The 21,432-nt window shown below is 34.6% G+C and carries 17 protein-coding genes and 1 pseudogene; 1 reads left to right on the forward strand and 17 read right to left on the reverse strand.

The annotated features are described in order from the left end of the window. Window positions 1–44: 44 nt before the first annotated feature. The 13 genes from AM629_RS07995 to AM629_RS08055 form a co-directional block, all read right to left on the reverse strand. Window positions 45–1,415, reverse strand: a complete 1,371-nt coding sequence (locus AM629_RS07995; protein ID WP_054477817.1) for a restriction endonuclease subunit S — start codon at window positions 1,413–1,415, stop codon at window positions 45–47. Continuing rightward, window positions 1,415–3,343, reverse strand: a complete 1,929-nt coding sequence (locus AM629_RS08000; RefSeq protein WP_054477819.1) for a type I restriction-modification system subunit M — start codon at window positions 3,341–3,343, stop codon at window positions 1,415–1,417. Before AM629_RS08000 ends, AM629_RS07995 begins: the two co-directional genes overlap by 1 nt. 500 nt (window positions 3,344–3,843) lie before the next feature. Further along, on the reverse strand, window positions 3,844–4,452 hold the full coding sequence (locus AM629_RS08005) for a LysE family translocator (protein WP_054477821.1): 609 nt from the start codon (window positions 4,450–4,452) through the stop codon (window positions 3,844–3,846). Between the two features lie 123 nt (window positions 4,453–4,575). Beyond that, window positions 4,576–5,157 carry a pyridoxine/pyridoxamine 5'-phosphate oxidase gene (locus tag AM629_RS08010; protein ID WP_054477823.1) on the reverse strand — a complete coding sequence of 194 codons (582 nt, stop codon included), beginning with the start codon at window positions 5,155–5,157 and terminating at the stop codon, window positions 4,576–4,578. A 144-nt stretch (window positions 5,158–5,301) separates the two neighbouring features. Continuing rightward, window positions 5,302–6,375: a phosphoglycerate kinase gene (gene pgk / locus AM629_RS08015; RefSeq protein ID WP_054477825.1), complete on the reverse strand. Its 1,074-nt coding sequence runs from the start codon at window positions 6,373–6,375 to the stop codon at window positions 5,302–5,304. Further along, on the reverse strand, window positions 6,372–7,670 hold the full coding sequence (locus tag AM629_RS08020; RefSeq protein WP_054477827.1) for an aminotransferase family protein: 1,299 nt from the start codon (window positions 7,668–7,670) through the stop codon (window positions 6,372–6,374). The genes pgk and AM629_RS08020 overlap by 4 nt, the downstream gene beginning before the upstream one ends. A 63-nt stretch (window positions 7,671–7,733) precedes the next feature. After that, window positions 7,734–9,866 carry an FAD/NAD(P)-binding protein gene (locus tag AM629_RS08025; protein ID WP_054477829.1) on the reverse strand — a complete coding sequence of 711 codons (2,133 nt, stop codon included), beginning with the start codon at window positions 9,864–9,866 and terminating at the stop codon, window positions 7,734–7,736. A 75-nt stretch (window positions 9,867–9,941) separates the two neighbouring features. Next, on the reverse strand, window positions 9,942–10,799 hold the full coding sequence (aepX, locus tag AM629_RS08030; RefSeq protein WP_054477831.1) for a phosphoenolpyruvate mutase: 858 nt from the start codon (window positions 10,797–10,799) through the stop codon (window positions 9,942–9,944). A gap of 33 nt (window positions 10,800–10,832) precedes the next feature. Further along, complete coding sequence (locus AM629_RS08035) at window positions 10,833–11,768, reverse strand: NAD(P)-dependent oxidoreductase (RefSeq protein WP_054477834.1); 936 nt, start codon at window positions 11,766–11,768, stop codon at window positions 10,833–10,835. Next, window positions 11,758–12,825, reverse strand: coding sequence for an N-acetyl-gamma-glutamyl-phosphate reductase (argC, locus tag AM629_RS08040; protein WP_054477836.1), 1,068 nt, complete (start codon window positions 12,823–12,825; stop codon window positions 11,758–11,760). Before argC ends, AM629_RS08035 begins: the two co-directional genes overlap by 11 nt. Continuing rightward, window positions 12,826–13,827, reverse strand: coding sequence for a zinc-dependent alcohol dehydrogenase (locus AM629_RS08045; RefSeq protein ID WP_054477838.1), 1,002 nt, complete (start codon window positions 13,825–13,827; stop codon window positions 12,826–12,828). A 3-nt stretch (window positions 13,828–13,830) separates the two neighbouring features. Then, complete coding sequence (locus AM629_RS08050; RefSeq protein WP_054477840.1) at window positions 13,831–14,970, reverse strand: iron-containing alcohol dehydrogenase; 1,140 nt, start codon at window positions 14,968–14,970, stop codon at window positions 13,831–13,833. A 628-nt stretch (window positions 14,971–15,598) separates the two neighbouring features. Beyond that, a complete protein-coding gene (locus AM629_RS08055) occupies window positions 15,599–16,252 on the reverse strand; it encodes a TetR/AcrR family transcriptional regulator (RefSeq protein ID WP_054477841.1) in 654 nt (217 codons plus the stop codon). A gap of 96 nt (window positions 16,253–16,348) precedes the next feature. On the opposite strand from AM629_RS08055, the gene AM629_RS08060 reads away from it, so the two are divergent. Beyond that, window positions 16,349–17,014 (forward strand): O-methyltransferase, encoded by a 666-nt coding sequence (locus AM629_RS08060; RefSeq protein WP_054477843.1) that lies wholly within the window; start codon window positions 16,349–16,351, stop codon window positions 17,012–17,014. Between the two features lie 434 nt (window positions 17,015–17,448). Here AM629_RS08060 and AM629_RS08065 read toward each other — a convergent pair whose 3' ends face one another. From AM629_RS08065 to AM629_RS25215, 4 genes and pseudogenes are all read right to left on the reverse strand, one after another. Next, window positions 17,449–18,258, reverse strand: coding sequence for a nucleotidyltransferase domain-containing protein (locus AM629_RS08065; protein WP_054477845.1), 810 nt, complete (start codon window positions 18,256–18,258; stop codon window positions 17,449–17,451). Between the two features lie 5 nt (window positions 18,259–18,263). After that, entirely contained in the window at window positions 18,264–19,490 is a 1,227-nt protein-coding gene (locus tag AM629_RS08070; protein WP_054477847.1) for an RtcB family protein, read from the reverse strand. A gap of 629 nt (window positions 19,491–20,119) precedes the next feature. Next, on the reverse strand, window positions 20,120–20,449 hold the full coding sequence (locus tag AM629_RS08075) for an HAD hydrolase-like protein (protein ID WP_054477849.1): 330 nt from the start codon (window positions 20,447–20,449) through the stop codon (window positions 20,120–20,122). A gap of 803 nt (window positions 20,450–21,252) precedes the next feature. After that, window positions 21,253–21,383, reverse strand: a pseudogene (locus AM629_RS25215) (IS982 family transposase); the annotation flags it as partial. Window positions 21,384–21,432 lie beyond the last annotated feature (49 nt).

Here is a 21,432-nt window from a genome sequence, read left to right on the forward strand (position 1 = left end):
TACCTTGTTTAACTTATGGTTATTGTGGAATCACTGAATATGACTCATGCGACATCCTTAGCGGCTTGCCAATCGCGCACGTCGATTTTGCCCGTGACCGCAGCGGAGATTAGGGCGGAACGGCGTTCTTTGAGTAACGTAATCATATTTTCTGCATGACTTGTTAACTTTTCAAAGCGATCCAGTTCGTAATCTAAAAATTTATAGATCTGTTGCTGTTCACGATAAGGTGGGTAGGCAAGTTGTAACTCTCGGATGTCTTCAAGGCTAAGCTGTACTTTTGTTCCACCGTAGCCAGCACCTATAAATTGTTCTTTGGATGCATTGCTTAATATTACGTAACCTAGCCATCTAGCATTTTTTCTAATTTCTTTTTTGGGTCTGCATAGAGAAACATGCTGGCTTACATAAGCATTTTCAATTTGTGAATTAGCTACACAAACACTTCCCAAATCGGCGGTTATTGATATTAGTATGTCATTTTTGATTATTTTTGATCGTTCGCCTTCACTTCCATTTGGGGGGGATACGCATTGTATTGACTCAAATTTGGGTTCAATTGTATCTCTTGTTAAGTTTGCAATACGAAAAAAGATATTTCCATCGTCTGAATAAAATTCAGCCCAACCACGAGACCCACTTGTAATAAACGAAAATAGTGTTTTGGCTCTTTTTACAACCCAATGTTCCGGCATTTCCCCAAGCCATTCAATACCAGAATTCTTCATTTTTACATTAGGATTTAGTCCTTTAGTCACTGCATGAGAAATTACTGCCTGCCGTTTTTCTTTCAGAAGTTCGATGAGTTGTTTTTGTTTGGTAATAAGTTGGTCGATTTTTTTTGTTTCGTGATCGAGGAAAGTTGAAATGGCGATTTTTTCTTGGGTACTAGGCAATGCAAACACTAAATTATCTAGTGCATATTGGCTTAAGCCTACTCGAGTGAGGCCATTTGCTTGTATAGCAACAGATGATTTTGTATAGATTGAATCGAATAGCCATTTTATAAAAGAACCACTATGAGAGATTTTGGGGCGAACTATTGCTAAATGATAACCACAAAGCACGTTCTCAAGAGTTTCTGGGACATAAGCTGCAATAGCAATGTCATCCGCAGTTTCTGAGTCTTTAGTAATTAGAGTGTCGCCGGCCCTCAACGTAAAACGTTTAATTTGTTCATCACTGGCAGTTGCTGCCATAAACTGGACTTTATTTGAGATAAAATCGTTATAATAAACATCAGTGTAATTACATAATTGAATATTTTTTTGGTTAGGTAGGGATTTCTTATCAACATTACTGGGCGTTATATTGGCGAAATGTTTTAAATTGCAGATGTGCCAAGTTTGGGGAACTTTCCCCAACCACTCAACTCCAGAATCCTTATATTCCGGATATGCTTTATATCGACTCATCAAGAATGCACCTCTGCCAACAGCGCCATAATTTCCCGGCTGACTTTATCCAAATCGGCATCAATTTCTTCCAGTGAGCGTGGAGGTTGGTACTGATAGAAATGGCGGTTAAATGGAATCTCATAACCCACAATACCTACTTGACCGTCATACTCGTCAGTTTTGCTGGTATCTATCCAGGCATCCGGCACATGTGGTTTTACTTCACGTTCAAAGTAATCATTAATAGATTCATTTAACGGCACATTTTCATAGTCGCGTAGGCTGGTATTTGCTTCTGGCTGGCCTTTGCTGGTACAAATTTCGGCTTCTTCGTCAGATTCACTCAGATGTTTAACCAGCAATTTCCAAACCGTAGCAGAAACCTTTATCGGTAACGCCTGTTTGAATTTATCGCGTGACAGGTATTTCTCATCGAGTGTATCCAATGCCGCTAGTAGAGTTTGTGGCTCCTCGACTTTTTTCCAGTCTTTCTCCGCCTGCATTGCTTCACGGCGCTCTACGTCATGCGGATAGAATGCCAGCCTGAGTGGGCGCTCAATAGTAATACGGCGATAGCCAAAATCAGACGTTTTAAACAGCTTTGCATTGTCAGTAGGTTGGTAACGAGAATAAAGATTCACAATCTCACTAATTTGCTCTTCCGTCAGATAACGGCGTTTGCTGCCCAGAGACTTACGCATCGACTCAAACTGATCGGTGGCGTTAATCAGCAATACTTTTCCTCTGCGCTCCTGTGGCTTGTGGTTACTCAGTACCCAGATATAAGTCGCGATACCGGTGTTGTAGAACATATCCGTTGGCAGCGCGACGATAGTATCCAGTAAATCTTGTTCCAACACATAACGGCGAATTTCACTTTCACCACTACCCGCACCCCCAGTAAATAGCGGCGAACCGTTGAGGATAATACCGATACGGCTGTTATCGTTCATTTTGCTAATCAGGTGCAGCAGAAACAGTAACGAACCGTCAGAGACACGTGGCAAACCGGGACCAAAACGGCCATCGTAACCCCGTTTTTGTTCATCACGGATGGTTTTCTCCACCTTCTTCCAGTCAACGCCAAACGGTGGATTAGACAAACAGTAGTCAAAGCGTTCGTTATATAACTGGTCATCCGATAGTGTGTTACCCAGTTTGATGTTGCTAATGTCCTGACCCTTAATCAGCATATCTGCTTTACAGATCGCGTAGGACTCTGGGTTCAGTTCCTGCCCGTAGGTTTTCAGGCTGGCGGAAGGGTTAATCTCATGCAGATATTCCATGCCGCTGGAGAGAAAGCCACCGGTACCCGCGGTTGGATCGTAGATACGGCGGATAAGCCCTGGAAGGGTTAATGCTTCGTCATCATCAGCAAGTACCAACGAGGTAGTAAGGCGCACGATATCACGTGGGGTAAAGTGTTCCCCTGCGGTTTCGTTCGAGCTTTCTGCGAAGCGACGGATCAGATCTTCAAAGATTAAACCCATATCGTGATTACTGACAGATGTTGGGCTTAGATCGGTATCGGCAAACTGCTTCACTACTTTATACAGTAGGTTGGCATCGTCCAGTTGTTGCAGGTATTCAGTGAACTTGAAGTGTTCAAAGATTTCCCGCGCATTGCTGCTGAAAGAACGGATATAACGTTCAAGGTTAAGGCGGGTTTGTGTTTCACCTAACTTGCTAAGATCCAACGGTGAGGTGTTATAGAAGTGTTGGTTAGCCGCGTGGCGCAGGATTTTCTCTGCCGCGTTATTATCCATTTTTTCTACTGACACTGTTTTGTCTAATACGGTTTGCTTGGTTGGCTCCAGCACACACTCAAGACGGCGTAACACCGTAAATGGCAGAATAACGCGTCCGTATTGGGATTGTTTGAAATCACCGCGTAAAAGATCGGCTACTGACCACAAAAACGCGGCCATTGAAGAAAAATTAGTCATTGGTATTCTACCTAAAGTTTTTTCTCTATTGTCCATGATGTGAGGCGGCTCGCAAGAACAATGAATACATTTCTTGTCTTGTTACATGAATGACTAAAAAATTTGATAGTAGAAGAGAGAAATAAGTATTGTATTGCTTATGTGTTTATACCCGGCAACTTTCAAGTTGCCTCTTTGTTGGTTGCACTCACTCACCCCGGTCACATCGTTATCTATACCCTTCATCTTTCAAGCTGCTGCTTTGTTGGCTGCGTTCACTTACCCCAGTCACAGAGTTATCTATGCTCCTGGGGATGCGTTCTCTTGCCGCCGCACTGCAACTTGAAATCTATTGGGTATATGCTCCCGGGGATTTGTTCCCTTGCCGTCGCGAAGCATCTTGAAATCCATTGGGTACATATTCATGAGGGTACTCCGGTACTCCCGGAAAAAGGAGTGTAAAATCACAACTTCGATTACGGGTCAAATTAACTAAATTTAGTTAAATAACGTTCATGATCTCACCCTAGGTGTCCATATAAATTATTTAGAGAAAAATAAAACAAGCAACATCCGCCAATAATATTTATTAATTTACTTAAAATAAGTAAATTTATTTTACTAGCGGCTAAGGTAATTAAATAAGCCATAGTAGCTAGCCATAGCATCATAATTACAACATGAATTGATGCTAATATCATAAAATGGTTGATATAGAGTACAGAACCATCAGAAAAGCTGGGTATAACTGTTAGGTAAAAAATGATAGCTTTTATATTAAATAGATTGGCGGCATAAGCTTCTTTTATGGAGACATTCCTGGTTCTTTCATAAATATAATTAGTGGTGAGTGATATCCCATTTTTTATTAGTAAAATAGCCACATACATAAGATAAGCTGTTCCAATTATATTTATAACACCCATTATGTGAGGATATTTAACAAAGATACTACTAATTCCTAAACCAGCAAGGAAAGCGTGCGTATAAATACCCAAAGCGGTTCCTATAACAACGACGAATAGACCTTTTATTCCTTGATTAACCACATTGGTCATAGCTAGGGTAAAACTGACGCCCGGAGATAGCACAATAGGTAGAATAGTGATAATGAATCCCAAAATGTTCAATTTGATATCCCCATGCAGCATTGGTATAACTGAAATGTTTTTATATCAATGCAGTAAAGTTACATAGTATGTTGATATAAAAAACAACCTAATCACATGAAAAACACCGAGTTAATATAAAACTCATGGCTGCAATAACCTCCTCTGCCAATTGCTATCTATATATAAATATAGCTCACGTAGATGCAAGCGGTTTTCTTTGAAGGAAAGAAATTCTATAGATATCGGTTTTACGATATATCCTCCCCAATTATCAGGTCGTGAAATTTTTTTATTGCCAATATCATGACATTTTAGTTCAAATTGTTTATGCAATTCTTGTATCGAAGCTATAGGTTGACTTTGTTGGCAGCTGAGGGCTATTATTTTGGCATCACGCGAGCGCATGTTCCAATATTTATCAGCAACAAGTGATGGGATCTTTTTAGCATTACCCAAAACTCGAACTTGGTAGCCTAAATTTTCCCACCAGAAGGTTAATCCTACTTTTTCGTTACGTGCTATATCGATACTTTTTGGTGAACCTAAGTGAGTACAAAAAGTAAAACCTTCTTTACTCACCTCTTTCAAATCAACAAAGCGTCCGGATGGAAATCCATTATTATCAATAGTTGAAACACAAACTGCACCTGTATGTTTAGTATTAGTGTTTTTTTCTATATCTTTCCACCAAATTTTAAATTTTTCTATCGGGTCTTCAATCATATATACCTCATTTAATAAATTTATTATCAGAGATAATAGTTTAAATCTATAGTAGCTATATTTCAAGTTACAGTTTTGTCGATTGAATTAGTTTCGATACTGTATTGTTTACATTTTACTCCATTCCATGATTAGGATAAATATTTAAAAGCTCTCTTGATCATATCCGGTAGAAAAAAATTGAAGTGCAGCTCCTCCTCCGGAAGAAACATTGGAAAATGTCATGACTTCAGTCAGTGTATCTCCCCCCATGAATAAACCGTCAATGCTATTCTGATTGAGAATCTGGTAGCAAACATGGGCATTTTTACTATTAGAAATAGATAAAGGACCTGCCGCTAAAAAAGAATACTTTTTTGGTAAAATAAAAATTTCATTAAAATAGTTTTTATTAAAAATAAAATCTATAATTTTCTCATCAGAGTTGATATTATGTAGTCTACGGATGACATGTAATTTGTTGGGTTTTTCAGTAATAACAATGTCTGGAATGTAAAGCTTACTTAATAATGCATCTGACACCTGAATTTCAAAGTATTTTGATATGCCAATTTCAATACCTATAGCTTTAAGGATACTATTAAGCACCAATCCGCCAATCACAATTTTACTTACTTTGGATAATTTAGGATGTGAAAGGAGAAAATTAACTTTTTCTATTTTATTTCCTCCTAATATTAAAATAATATCATTTTTAATAAAAATATTATTATATAAATCATTTAATTTATTAATTTCTTTTTGTACGCCATATGAATATCGCCAAGGTAAGAAGTGCTTAATGGACGAATTAGAAGAATTTTTTCTATGTAATTTACAAAAACCGCCAATAATTAATTCATCACCTAATTTCGCAAGTTCCTTAGCAAAATTATAATCATTTTCTTGTTCTTCTTTATGTAATCTGGTATTGCCAAATAATGCTATTTCTCCTTGCTGCATATTATTCGAATAACATACCGCACTTTTACCGACACAATCATCTATATAAGCAACATGGCATTTTAGTCTTTGTGATAATAATTCAGCAAGATAAGGAGTTGCTCTTGACGTTCCTTTATTAAAATCACCTTGATGATTAATTATAGATATAGATGCATTATTATTGTTATGAATTAAGTTCGACAACGAGTGTATTTCCTCATCAATTCTAGGGTGCAAAAGCACCCCTTTTTCAATGTTGATCCCAGCACTATATAAAATGGATTTTTTTTTCATATATAATCCTTGAAAGTCATTTTTACTCTGGTGACTAACTCTTTTAACTCTGACTCAGTAATAGTCAGCGGTGGTGTAAATAATAGTGTTAAGGTATCTCTATTTTTTCCAGAAGAAATACAACTGTAAAGGTTAATACCATATTTATGACCTGATTTAATGAAATTTGCAGAATAGTCCTGACTGAATGTTGTTTCAACTGCCCACATTAGTCCTTGACCTCTAATATCTGCAACAAAAGAGAATTTTTTTAGCATATCAAATAAAAGAGCACCAAGATAGTTACCTTTTGTTTTAATATTATTAATACCTACTTCATTTTCAAGAACATCTAGAACGGAAAGAGCTATGCCTGTAGAAAGTGGGTTGCCAGAATAAGTATGACCTACAAAATGTGGTATAGGTTGTTCGGCGAGAACTGCACTTATTTCTTCAGAAATTAACACGCCAGATATAGGGGTAAAACCAGCCCCAAGACCTTTACCTATAATTGTAATGTCTGAATCTACTCCCCAGCTTTTCATATTGAACCATGTCCCGGTTCGCCCAAGACCGGTAACTATCTCATCAGCAATAAGTAAGATATCACGCTGAGTTAACCCTTCTTTTAATTTCTTCATATAATCTTTATGGGGAACTAAAGCGCCACCAGAAGATCCTGTGATAGGTTCAATAAAGACACATGCTATTCTTTCTGCTCCAAACTTATCTATAATATTGAGTGATTCTGATACACAATCTAATTTACAGGTTTCTGGCGACTTTCCCAAAGGACATTGAAAACAATAGCATGGAGTAAGTTTTATACTGCTACTATTAGAATCTAAGACATTGTCTAAGCTTTTTCTTCGAACATGTAAATCACCATAACTGAGGGAGATAATAGTATTTCCATGATTAGTGATTTTTCTCCCTAACGCTGTTATTTTTTTGTCTTTCCCTTGATAGCGGAAAAAATCTAATGCAATACGGTAAGCTGCTTCAGAAGCTTCAGATCCGCTGTTAAGAAAAAAAGCATGGCTTTTATTATCATTAGATAACTGCACCAGTTTCTTTGATAAGGCTTCAGGTTCGTTACTACGAAAATGGGAGCGATATATGAAATGCAGGCGTTCTAATTGGTTCTTAATTTTTTCTATGATCAATGGATGGCAATGGCCTAAGTTTACAGTCATCGGTCCTGATGAAGAATCAATATAACTTTTCCCTGATTCATCAAATAACAAAATTCCTTTTGCTGAAATAATTTTTGGTAAATCAAGAGAATATTTTTTAAAAGGATACATATAACTCATATAAAACCTCAGTTTAATTTTAAAGAGAAGCATTATTATTTTTCATAATGTTTACTTTATAATTCATTTGTTTTTAATCTTGATGATTTCTTTTTTAATTGCATCAATGCAATTGAGCACATCATTTGCAACATGATGATTGACATTAGGACGAATAGAACCATTTTGAAAAAACATAGCTCCTTCTGAGGGTTGACCTATACAAAAAATGGCTTCTTTTCCACCTTTATTGTTAATGAATTGAAAATCACGTGAAATATTAAAACTTGAAATAGGATTTGATATCCCATAAAAATCTTTATGGTTCCAATAAGAAGCAAGTCCCTCATCAATGAGACAGGAAAAGAGAGAATTTTTTGATTTTTTTATATCAAAATTATGAAGCTTAGCATCTATCATAACTTCAAGTGTAGTAATGTTACCCGGATCACTTAGGCTATGAAGGTAAGCAATATTATCATCTATTTGGATATTAGATTTAGCGTATGTCACATCAATTATTCCAGCTTCGATTAATGCTTCCATTTTTTCCATTAGCTCTATGCAATTACCATTTGCGGCACGGTTATGAACCGAATAAAAATCTTTCAGCATACGTTGATAAGAAGTAGGTGTAATACCTCCAAAATCTACAGCATATACAACAGTTTGTCTTAAATCTCTGAATACATCGTCACATGCACCTTTATATGGATTATCAAGATTACCTTGTTCTGACTGGAGACGATCTAATTCCATAAATTTAAGTAGTCTATTACAATAAGGCACATCAGGGTTAAAATCCATATTCTTTATAGGGTCAACAATAAAATCCCAGTTGAACAAATGCGTTTCAGGATTGGGGTTATGCCCCCATGGGCTGGTTAGGAAATTGATTTTCTTTATAACATTTTCTATTGTATTAGATTCAATAATTTCTTTTCCATATATAACATATAGAAAACGTTCCATTATTTTTTTGATAGGTATATCTTGTATAAAAGAGTTTTTTCCTTCATTAAAGTAACAACATATTTTAAATATTATCTCTCTAGCTAATGATGAAATATATTTAGTCAGATATTCAATAGCAGTATCTTTTTGTATGTTATATTGGCTTACTCTTGAGCTAAATTCATCTACTAGACCTTTGGTTTTATTAAACATAAGATCTAATATTTCCTTACCAAATAAAATTCGATAATAACATAGTTGCAATTCAAGAATCAGCACGGGAAAAATATGGCAATCAAAATCTAATTGTTTTGGATAATTAATTGATGAATTATCCCGATGAGCTGGGCGTCCTAAATTATCACGGATCTTATCAACAAATGCTCGAGTAAAAAAATATCCATTATGTTCATATTTCTGTATGTCCATTTCTTTAAGATTATGTGGTCGGCTATAAGTGAAATACCCTGAACGACTTAATGCAAATAATTTTACAGGTTCATTTCCTGATGGATAATAAACAAGTTTTTTATCGTTTCTTTGAAAATAGCCACCTTTGTTTTCAGTATAATAAAGCATGGTATCAATAGCTGTTAACCCCATACCAATAATACCAATACGCTTACTTTTCCAATTAGGAACGTCAAAAAGTGGATAAGCAAAATTATAATATTCTATACATTCACTTAGTTCTTTAGCTAAAAAGAAATTATTCTTTGATTCTTGATGGCCGGTAGCAAGAATAATGATATCAAATATATTTTTTTCTAGTGGTATTTGTGTTTCTATCAAATAATCGCCATTGAGACATTTTTTTATTTTAGTAATCTCCTCTGTTATAGTATTGATTTTCACTCCAAAATTTGAGAGTTCGTTAACGAGTTTATTGAATATTTCAAATAAAGATTCTCCATATAATTCACGAGTAGGAAATTCATCGTTTTTTTTATTATATCTTTCATTACGAGTTAATTCATATTTATCTTGACACCACTTACTAAATGTAATATTTGTAGACTTTGAAAAATAATTACATTGTGGATTGGAATAATCAGGAGAATAAGACAATTGTCCTACTATACGATTGAGCATGCTAGTTTTTGGCTGGTATGGAGAATGTGCCCATCCTGAACCAAAATTACCATATTTATCAAAGATAGTGACAGTAATTTTTTCATCAGGAAAATTATTCACTATATCTAATAATCCATTAAGTGTATACATTCCATTAGGACCTCCACCAATTATTGCAATATTTATCATAGTATTTTCCTTTATTATTTCTCTGTATTCTATTTTATAGAATGATTTTAATGTATAAAAATAATCTAAAACTAATTAACCTTTTGAGTTATAAAGTTTTTCTAGTTTTTCTATGTTTCTTTCATTGGTTAAATCAAAAAGCTCGTCTAATGTTGATATTTTATTTTCTATATTAACAAGTGACTTTTCATCATGAATTATCTTGGCAGTTTCTTTCATGCTTCTAATGGAACTACGTATAAGATGATTAGCCCAAATTAAATTATTTATGCCATTTTCAATGAATTCAGAATAGGATGTTTTATAATATTTTGTCGGAACTGCAAATAATGGGAGTTTATTATTCCAATTTTTGGAGAATTCAAAAACTTCATGAGCATAATGTTTTTTAGAATGAATAAGAATTGCATCAGCACCAGCTTCTTTATAAGCTTCAGCACGCTCAAGAGCTTCTTCCATTGATTTTCCTGATATTAAAGCTTCAACACGTGCGACTAGAGTAAAATTATTCCCTCCTGTATCTTTGGCTGCTTTAATTTTGTTACAAAATTCATCAATTGGTGCAAGATCTTGATTTTCACCTATAAAAGAATTGATTTTTGGAAATAGCTTATCTTCAATACATAAAGCATGAATAGAAATTTTCTTCAATTTTTTCACGAATCTAATGACATTAATGTAATTACCAAACCCAGAATCTCCATCAACTAGAATTGGTATGTCAACATTATCAGACATTTGTTCAATGACATTAATAATCTGAGACCATGATGCTTCATTACGATCTGATAGACCCATTGATGCGCTAATCGAAAGCCCAGAAGCCCAAATAGCTTGAAAGCCAACTTGTTCAACAATCTTTGCACTTAACCCATTATGAGCTTCCATAAACTGGGTTTGTATATTTTTTTTCAATTTTTCTTTGATATTCATTTCTTAATACCTGCACTTTATCTATTTTTCTATTCAACTAAACAGAGTTTCGTTTCTTTCTTTTTCTAGGAAGCTGATGATTAAATCAGCTATTTTCTCCTGAGATTCGTTTGTCATTGCACCAATATGTGGTGTGCCAATAAAATTATTTAATGAAAATAATGGAGATAAATTTCTTTCTTGTCTAAATACATCGCTGGCAGCCCCATAAATTTTTTTGTTTAAAAGCATTTGATATAAATCCTCTTCGACAACAATCCCTCCTCTGGCAATATTTATTAAAATAGAATCAGGATGCATGTTTTTCATATTTTCCAAATTCATTAAGTCTTTGGTTGATTCATTATAAGGACAACAGATGACTAAAATATCACTTAAAGTGATAAGGTCGTCTAATTTTTCCAAAAGCGTCACATTTTTTTTAAGTAGGGATGATGCCCTTTCCTGTGAATAATTGGATACAATACAAGACACATTCATATTATATCCTTTTGCTATGCAAGCAATTTCTTTGCCAATACTCCCAAAACCGATTAAGCCTAAATTTTTTTCAGATAATTCCAATCCTTGAAAAGATTTTTTATTCCACATATTAGATTCTATTTCTACACTAGCTCTTTTTATATGCCTGTATAAGCAATGCATGAACCCAAAACTCATTTCAGCAACTGAGCGAGAGTTAGTATTAGGAGTATTATAAAAAATAACCTCCTTTTCTCTAATTGTGGTAATGTCTATATTATCTGTTCCTGTTCCAGCACGTATAATAATTTTTAAATTTATTGCTCTATCTAATAGTGAACTATCAACTTTAGCACCGCTACGCAAGACCAAAATATCATAGTCGACAATACACTCCATTAATTTTTTCTGAGTAATTGGTTGTTTTATAGTGACAATAAAATTTTTAACTAAATAGTTTTTTAGTTTTATATGAATAGGATCTACAATAAGAATTTTAAATGCCATATCTTGTTAATCCTGTCGCTTCGTTAACATTTATGATGATATTCATGTTCTGGATAGCCGTACCTGCTGCCCCTTTTACTAAATTGTCTATTACACTAACAACTCTTAGTTCACGAGTTTCTGGGACTATATCAAGAGATATATGGCAAGAATTAGAACCAATGACTTTAGATAGTTGTGGATAGATCCCATAATTTTTCTCTACCCCTTCAGAAACTTTGTTTATCCCAATTATTGAAATGAATTCATTGTTCTTATAATAATCCTTCAGATATTCAAGAATGTCATTTCTTTCACAATTCACATGAGAACTCAATTTCATACACTGAATCATGAATATACCTCTAACGAAATTACCATGAGAGGTAACAAGAGAAATATTTGCTTTTTTCATGGTTGTTTTGAATATAATATTCTCTATTTCATCAGTATGCCTGTGGCCATTTAGAGAATAAGCTAACATATTAGCGAATTGATTATGATGAATTAATTCTTTTTGATTATTTACTCCGGCACCAGATGTTCCATTTATAGCACTAATAAAAATAGAATCAGTATTTATAATGTTAGCCTTAATTAAAGGAACTAAAGGACATAGTGCAGCATTGACATAACATCCTGGATTAGCAATATATTGAGAGCATTTTATTTCTTTTTTAAACTCCTCAACATACCCATAAGTGAATTTATATTGTATTTCTTTAGCCTTATGTTTTTTTTTGTATACTTTTTCAAATAATTTAGGGTCATCAAAACGAAAGTCTGCACCTAAATCTATGATAATAGCTTTCGTATTAATAAAATTTTTTGCAATATCAAAAGACTCTCCTGATGGTAAGCATATAAAAACCACATCTGGTTCAATATGTTTAAGTTCTTCTAATGTGTATGTGTATTTTTTAATACCTGTTAGATTGGGATGAAGTTCCTCCAAACTAATGCCAGATTCACGAGAAATTGGATATATTTTTCTAATTAAAGGATGAGCAGAAAGCAAGCGAATAACTTCACATCCTGTTAATCCGGTAGCACCTATAACAAAAGCGTTCATTTTCATTTATAATACCCCGGGAGAATCAATAAGTATTTTTCCATTTGAAAGACGATTAGACATATATTTTTCAAGCTCAGAAAATTGAACTTTTTCTGTTATTAATTTATTAAATGGCGAGCATGTATTTCTTGCTTTATGTAATATTTCTACAGATTTCAATAGATCTAATTTATTACTTAAGAATGATCCTTTAATAGTGATTTCTTTTTTAACCACTGTATTCATATCAATCTGGTTATTTGTATCGAAATAAGAAATCAAAACTAATATACTATTATTTGTGATTTTTTCCATAGCTTGATTAATATCAAATCCGCTTCCTCCTGCAACAACCAATATATCGAAGTGATTATTTGGAATCATATTCATATCTGAAATGACATTAAGCCCCATATCTTGGGCAAATTTTCTCCGTGACTCGTTTTTTTCAATAAGAGTTAACACACTTCCACTTGTAAATTCATTGTAATAGATAGAACTTAATAAACCCATTGCTCCTGCTCCAATGATAAGTAATCGACTAGATTTATTTATTTCAATTTTATTAAAAGCATGTATTACAATACTAAGAGGCTCAGAAATAACAAATAGCTGAGTATCTTGCGATACTGGTAAGGTGAGTAGTGAGTTTTTATGTACCAACATGTGCTTTGTAAAAGCACCACTACTACCAGCAGTATTATAAGTTATTTTTTTTATGCAGTGATTATAATGTTCTTTTTTACATTTATCACACTTTCCACAATAGCTATAAGAAAGTGAAGTCACCATATCATTAATTTTAAATTCAGTATTATTTGCATCGATAACTTTTCCAACAAATTCATGCCCAAGAATAGCCGGATATTTTTTATATGGGTGATTCCCATGTAAAACCATATAATCCGAACCACAAATAGTCGCTTTTAGTACTTCAATAAGAACAAAACATTCTTTTAATTCTTGTATTTCTTCCGGTTTATATTCCTGTTTACCTATACCGGTACAAACTAATGAATAATGCATTTTTTATTTCCTTAAATACTCTTGTGATAAAATTTCAATTATATGGCTTCCTTCTTTTTTGATAAGAGGATCGTTTTCAATTTTTCCTGTTATTCTCTTTGCAATCATCTTTGGTGATATGTTTAATGATTTCAGAGAGTTTGATGTATTAGTTAGTTTTAATTTTTTAATAATATCTGTTGTGTATTTATAGAGACTTTTTCCTTTGATGATATTCTCTGGTAACGCTTTATATACATTATGATGCTCCAATTGTCTTACCCATTCAGGATAAAGTGCTGATAGGCCAGCTCCATGTGATAGCGAATATATAGGGGATAGTGCTTGTTCAAATCTATGTGGTAAGCAGGTACTATTATGGCAAACACAAATACCACCTAAAAATGCAATGTAAGCGATATTATCGTAAAAACTATCATCCAATTTCTTTTCATAATATTTATCTAAAGTTAAATTTAAAATAGATAAAGACTTATGGCCAATTAAATCAATGAATCGATTGTTATTTACTGATTGTATAGACTCGAAAGCATGAGAAAAGCTATCGAATATTGTTTCTCTTAATATATTATCAGGTAATGTTTTACCAAATTTTGGGTCTATGATTGCTAAGTCAGGAAACATTACTGTCCCCCTAACACCATCTTTTATTCCATTATACTCATCATAAATAATAGCACCTTTAGTTATTTCTGAACCTGTTCCAAAAGTTGTAGGTATTGATATGTGGAATAGTTTTTTTTCAACCTTTTCTATTGTTTTACCAACAAGGAAATTTGGTTCAATATTTTTGTCTATACATATAGCTACCACTTTTCCAAAGTCTAAAATATTCCCGCCGCCAATGGAAATGATTGAGTCGAAATTATCATTATGAATGAAATTTTTTACTTTTTTAAGCTCACTAATGGAAGCTTTAAAATTACTACTTAGGATATAAGGTATTATTTTTGTTATATGGTTTTTTTTGCTTAATAAAATTTGTAATTTGGTTGTCCTTTTTAACATCCCTTTAGTTATAAGTAGTAATGTTTTTTTTAATTCATATTGCTCAAGATAGCTAGTTATATGTTCAATTGCTCCATTTTTTATTATTATTTTAGTGGGAATATTTAAATTTATATCAATGTTTTTTTCTTCCAATTTATCCTCCTGGATAAACTATGTTTCTTTATGAGGTTTTAAACTAGCTTGCCAGCTTAATTTCAATTTAAATCCCAGATACATGATTTTGATTTTTTGGATGATTTTTAGTTAAAGTTTGAATGCTTTTTTACTAATTTAATATTTATAGGTTGCAATCACTAATTTTTTCAAATAAAAAGCAACCTTGAAATATAAAATAGATATAATGTATATTTAAACTTTTATTTAATGTATGGTAAAAATAATTTTTTAGTGTGGTTATCACTAAGGTGGCATTAATTTTTTACTCCCTTGATTAATTGATTTTATATGGCTAACCGTATGAGGGATAATAATGCCACTATATTGGTGTAATTTCCATAATATATTTTATACAATCCCAAGAAAAATATTAATGCATCTTAAATGTCTAAAAAGAAAATATCAATAAATATTAAATACCACCTGATGTTGGTATGGTGTAAAAATATCAAGGTAAAAATTATTATCTGACATTAGGTTATCACAGTGAATGGGGTGAAAATATATACAAAAGAGTCTGTGTGGCGTATGAGCAGGATTTTTCCTTTCTAAAAAATGAGTTATAAATTAAATATTTTTATTTATAATGTTAGGAAATTAATTCTTACCTTAATTTATTATTAGAGTCCTTAGATATATTGTTTTCAATATAATAACACAACATATCACTTACAGCTTCAGCCCATTTGTCTACTTCTTCAAACGAATTTGTATGACTGGCAAGTCGTTCTCCTATTGATAACATCGTTTCTAAAAGTAACTTAGAGATAAAATATCGATGCTCATCGGCTATATTAGGAATAGTTTCATTAATGAATCTTAGAACAAGTAACATAGTCTCTTTTTCTTGCTGTGTTGTTTCATCTGAATCACGAAAAAAAGGTGCTGCGTCAGATAGTGCTGTGCGTAATACCGCTTCTTCACATTCGGTATGAAAAAATTTTTTTATTGCCAAACGTAGACGTTGCAGTGGTGGAATAGTGAAATCAAATAGAATATTGGCTAAGTCTTGCTGAGTTTGTTTCCATTCGTTTTCTTGCAGTGAAAAAAGAATAGCCTGTTTATTAGGAAAATATTGATATAACGATCCAATACTGACTCCTGCTTTTTCTGCTATTCGACTTGTCGTAAAACAATGGACTCCTTCTTGGAGTAAAACGCGAGTAGCGGCTTCCAGAATATTCGCAACTAAATGCATAGAGCGTATCTGTTTGGGAGCCTTTCTAATTGAAATAACAGGGAAATTTTTCTTTTGCATAATTCTTTTCCTGATATGCGAATATTAAATGTGAATAATTACTCGTATTCTATCACTCAATAGTTAGCGGAACTATTTATACATAGAGGAAATATGATGAATACATTAACCACTCATCCATTGAGTACAATATTAGAAAAACTTTTCTCCGAATCTGACAATTCTCAAGCCCGGCTTTTTCAAACATTGGGTTATCTACCCGAAACCGAGCAGCAAGCGTTGATGAAAGAAGCGGGTGGTGAGAACTATAAAGTATTTTATACTCGAGCTAAAGAACATTATATGTCAATATCAAGGGATACAGGCAATTTACTGTATATACTTTGTCGAGCTAATAATTCCAGATCGGTAATTGAATTTGGTACTTCATTTGGAATATCTACTCTACATTTGGCCGCAGCCGTGAAAGATAATGGTGGTGGAAAGGTAATTAGTACCGAGTTTGAACATAAAAAGGTGGTACAAGCGCGTATAAATATGGAAAAGGCAGGTGTCGAACATTTAGTTGAAATTCGGGAGGGAGATGCTATCGAGACATTAGGGCAAAATTTACCAGAAAAAATTGATTTTATTCTATTAGACGGCGCAAAAGCTCTTTATCACCCTATTTTAATGATGTTAGAAGATCGTATGCACACGGGAACATTGATCGTGGCCGATAATGCAGATTGGGCGCCAGAATATTGCCATTATGTTCGTATTAGTGATAATTATGTTTCTGTCCCCTTTGCTAAAGATATTGAATTATCTATCAGATTATAGTCTGAAGTATAAAGCACATCTGCTAAGGTGTGCTTTACCAATGCACCAGAATAATATCATTATTTTGATAATCTACTTCCAGATAATGAGCAAATTCGTAGCAGAATTCAGTCTCATTTTCATATACCGATAAAATAACCTTTTGATTTACTTTCATGCATAGGTGCCGATTGTGTTGGTGCGATCCAGCTCTATCAAGGCTGTGATGTGGTTTCTGTGACAGAAATTCATGCTGAGCCATTGGGTGAATATGAAATTGGAGAGAATAGTGAATAGAGATAGGCTTTATCTGGCAATTTAGCCAGTAACTTATTTAAGATTACTGGCTGTCAAGTCGAAAATAGCATAACAAAATGATTTTTCTGTTTTTTTATAAGCATTCAACTTTTGTCATTGAAATGCTGTACCCCTTTACCGTTTTTTTCAGTCGTTTTTTAACATATACCTCCCGTGTTATTACTGAATACTGTGTGCATCAGAAGTAAATCTAATTTGGTGTCTGAGAGGAATCTTTCATCTTTTATCTTGCAGCGAGTCGATGAATTATCCAGCTCGTGGCAGATGAAGTTATGGATATGCTTGAAACGTGGACCGTAATCCGTTTCGCTGGCGTTGCGTTTGATAGTAAGTAGAGTTTGTATTTCTCGCATCAGATCTGCATTTTCGACAGTTGCGGCTAGTAAGGCATCGAAGCGCATTGGTGGTGCACCTTTACCTGCTTCTATCCAACGAACAGCCAGCAAGGGGCGCAGTACATAGAGGTATTTTTTCAGCCGTATTTCTTTACCTTGCAGATGACCCCGAAAATTTTTTTTCGCCATGGATAGATAGTGATATCGCGCTCTGTTGTTGGAAAAGTAGTCTGGTAGTAGGGCGCGTAGCGCCGTCATAAATTCCACGTCTTCACAGTAAACCACGGGTGAATCTGTCCATTCCATCAATGTTGGGTTGGCCCGTTTCAGTAGCCCCAGAGTTTTGCGCAGTTCCCAGCCAGAGATATCCAGTTCGTCGTTGATCGGTAATTCGATCACATCGCGTGGTGGGTCTACGCGTAAATACCACGACGGATCATGTACATAAATAAAACGTACGTCGTAGTCACTGTTTGTTGAAGCAAATCCCCAACCACGGCTACCCGATTCACAGGCATAAAGTATCCGTATTTGCTGTTCTGTTTCAAGTTGCGCCAACTTTTGGCGTATGTGTTGTTTCATAGTGTCACTGACGCCGCATTTTTCTTTCATATTTGTTATCCTTTTACGCAAACTACTTGACGCAGGGTGTGAACGATTTCTACCAGTGAAGACTGAGCCGCCATTACTGCCTCAATGTCTTTGTAGGCCATTGGGATTTCGTCGATTACGTCGCTATCCTTACGGCATTCCACGTGGGCCGTGGCGCGTTTCTGATCCTCTATTGTGAAACGCTTTTTTGCTGCCGTGCGGCTTAATACCCGTCCGGCGCCGTGACTGCATGAACAGAAACTCTCTTTATTCCCCAGACCACGGACGATAAAGCTTTTCGCGCCCATTGAACCAGGAATGATACCCATCACTCCTTTGTGTGCGGCCACTGCACCTTTGCGTGTTACCAGCACGTTTTGACCAAAGTGCTGCTCTTGCTGCACATAATTGTGGTGGCAGTTAACAGCTTCTGTCATGGCAGTGAAGGGCTTTGTAATCACTGTAGCCAGTGCTGTTAGCGTATGTTGCATCATGACTTCACGATTATGACGGGCGAAGTTTTGTGCCCAACTGACCGCCTCCATGTAGTCCCTAAAGTGGCGGCTACCTTCTTCAAAATAAGCCAAATTACGATCAGGCAGATTAGTGATGTGCTGTTTCATATCCTGCTGAGCGAGGGTAATAAATAGATGACCAATGGCATTACCGATGCCACGCGAACCGCTGTGTAGCATTACCCATACTTGATCAGATTCATCCAGACACAGTTCGATAAAGTGATTACCGGTACCTAGCGTACCTAGGTGCTGATAATTGTTGGTTTTCAGGAGCTGCGGGTATTTATCGGTCAGGCGTTTAAACCCAGGCTGTAACATATTCCAATGATGGTTGACAGTTGCTGGCGGTTTCTGCCAGGAACCTTTATCGTGACCAGTGCGGTTTACCGTACGACCATGTGGTACGGCGATTTCAATCGCTCGGCGGATGGCATACAGATTGTCTGGTAAGTCACGGGTATTTAATGAGGTACGTACAGCCATCATACCACAGCCGATATCTACCCCCACGGCTGCGGGAATAATTGCTCTATGTGTTGGGATTACGCTGCCGATAGTTGAGCCTTTGCCGAGATGGACGTCAGGCATTACTGCCAAATGGCTAAATATGAAAGGCATTTTTGCCGTGTTTAATAACTGCTCACGAGCTTCTGCTTCGACGGGTACGCCATGAGTCCACATTTTTATTGGTACACTGTTTGGTGCAGTGATCAACTCGTAATCATTTGTTTTCACGCTTCTCTCCTTGTTATTTACTCGTTACTATTACCATGGTTAAGCCCGTCCGGTTAGGCTTTTTAATTTGCCATTCTTTATCGTGGAGAGCGATATGAGTTACCTTCACGTACTACGTGTACGTTTCGCTGTGTGCTCCTGTGCTCACTGTTCATTCATAAGAATGGCTTGTAATAATAACGTTTGTTAAATAGGTAGTTAGAATGATTAGTCTTTTTCCCTTATTTAATCAACTCTTCTGTATTTATTTCCTCATAGAAAGTTAAAAAAGAGTATAAAGAGCAGATTTTTTTATTTGCAATACTATTGTATCTGATGAATATTGCAAATTTTTAATATTGTTGTCTTGCTGAGTAATATTGAAATTGTGATGTCAATCTATATACAAAGGTATTTTTAAGAATTAATATTAATTTGTAAGTGATTTTTTGATTTAATGAGTGATTGTAAAGTTAATAAAAGATTTTTATACAATGATATTGTTTAAATATTATGTGTTAATGTTATTAAATTAGATGGAAATATATGCTGAATTATTGTGTGAGTACAGAATGATTTAATATTTTTTAAATGAATAATATTATCTATTTTGGGACAAGGTAATCCTGTGGTTAATAAGCACCTTTGCGCTAATTCTTTATTTTCAGACGTAACGATACCCAATGTGATGAATGAATGCAGTTAAGTAATTCCTTTGCTCTTGGAATCGCTGTAATATTATCTGTGTTATCAATTTCTTTTCTTTCTATGAATTTGGATATTCTATAACGGGAAGGAGAGTCACCTAAAAAATGAGTAACGGTTTCAGATGTTCTTCTACCATATGCAAACTCTATGACATCGTTGAAATTTAAGTGATATTTTTGAGAAAAATCTAACCCTGTTTCCTGAACAGCTTCCGTAGAATCAATAAAAGTTCCATCTATATCGAATAGAAAGCCAGTTAATGTGCGATACATATTAAGATTCCTTTTTGGCGTGAAAATATTATTTGAGCCAATTAATATCAGACATGATGAATGATGTGTCTAAAAATCTATAGTCATTTTCTGAAAAATAAATGAATTTAGTTGATAAAAATCCTAGGGTCACTATTAACTGATTTAAGTCTAAAAGGAAATTACTATGCAATTTGTTTAATGCTGTATTTATACCTGTTATCTTTCAAGTTGCCTCTTTGTTGGCTGTACTCACTCACCCCGGTCACATCGTTCTCTATGACATAGTTATCTATGCTCCCGAGGATTCGCTCCCTTGCCGTCGCGATCCATCTTGAAATTTATTGGGTATATAGGGGGCTTAATATGAATCTGATTAAATATTAAATCTGTTAACTCATAGAAGTAATAACTTGATGTTATGAATACATTAAAAAGATTAGCAGGGTCTGAAAATAATTTAAAATTACTCCTGTTAACTAAAAAATTCTCTGCTGTGCCAGACGGATAATATATTCTCTGATGCAACAATAAAATCAGGGTGTACTTGACCACAGAACCATTGTAAAAAATCTGCACTATGTTTTATGTCAACTTTTGAAATTATTATGCTCTTGAGGAAAGACGGTATAAATATAGTATTGTATCCTAATTCTTTTGCTGAAAAATAGTGCATTGGTAAAAATAGATTTACATGAATTTATATCGTAAGGATTAATTAAGTTGATACCAATGTCATTAAGAAGATTTAAAGCTAGCGCCGTGATCTTAACTTTCTTTGATTCCGCTGACTTTCTAATTAACCTTATATCTTAATTATCACAGTTGTAACAAACGGCAATTTTGGTTGAATCACTAAAAGCGATCCCTTGGGTTTCAGCCTTGCGTAACGAAAAAAAGCGCATAGAGGAATGAGCGCTCTTTGCTTCAAGGTTAACATACGGGTATCGCTGACTCAGGCACTTAGTTCCCTTCTTAAGCAAATCTCAGGTTAAATTAAGGTC

This window comes from Photorhabdus heterorhabditis, assembly GCF_001280945.1.
GTDB lineage: Bacteria > Pseudomonadota > Gammaproteobacteria > Enterobacterales > Enterobacteriaceae > Photorhabdus > Photorhabdus heterorhabditis.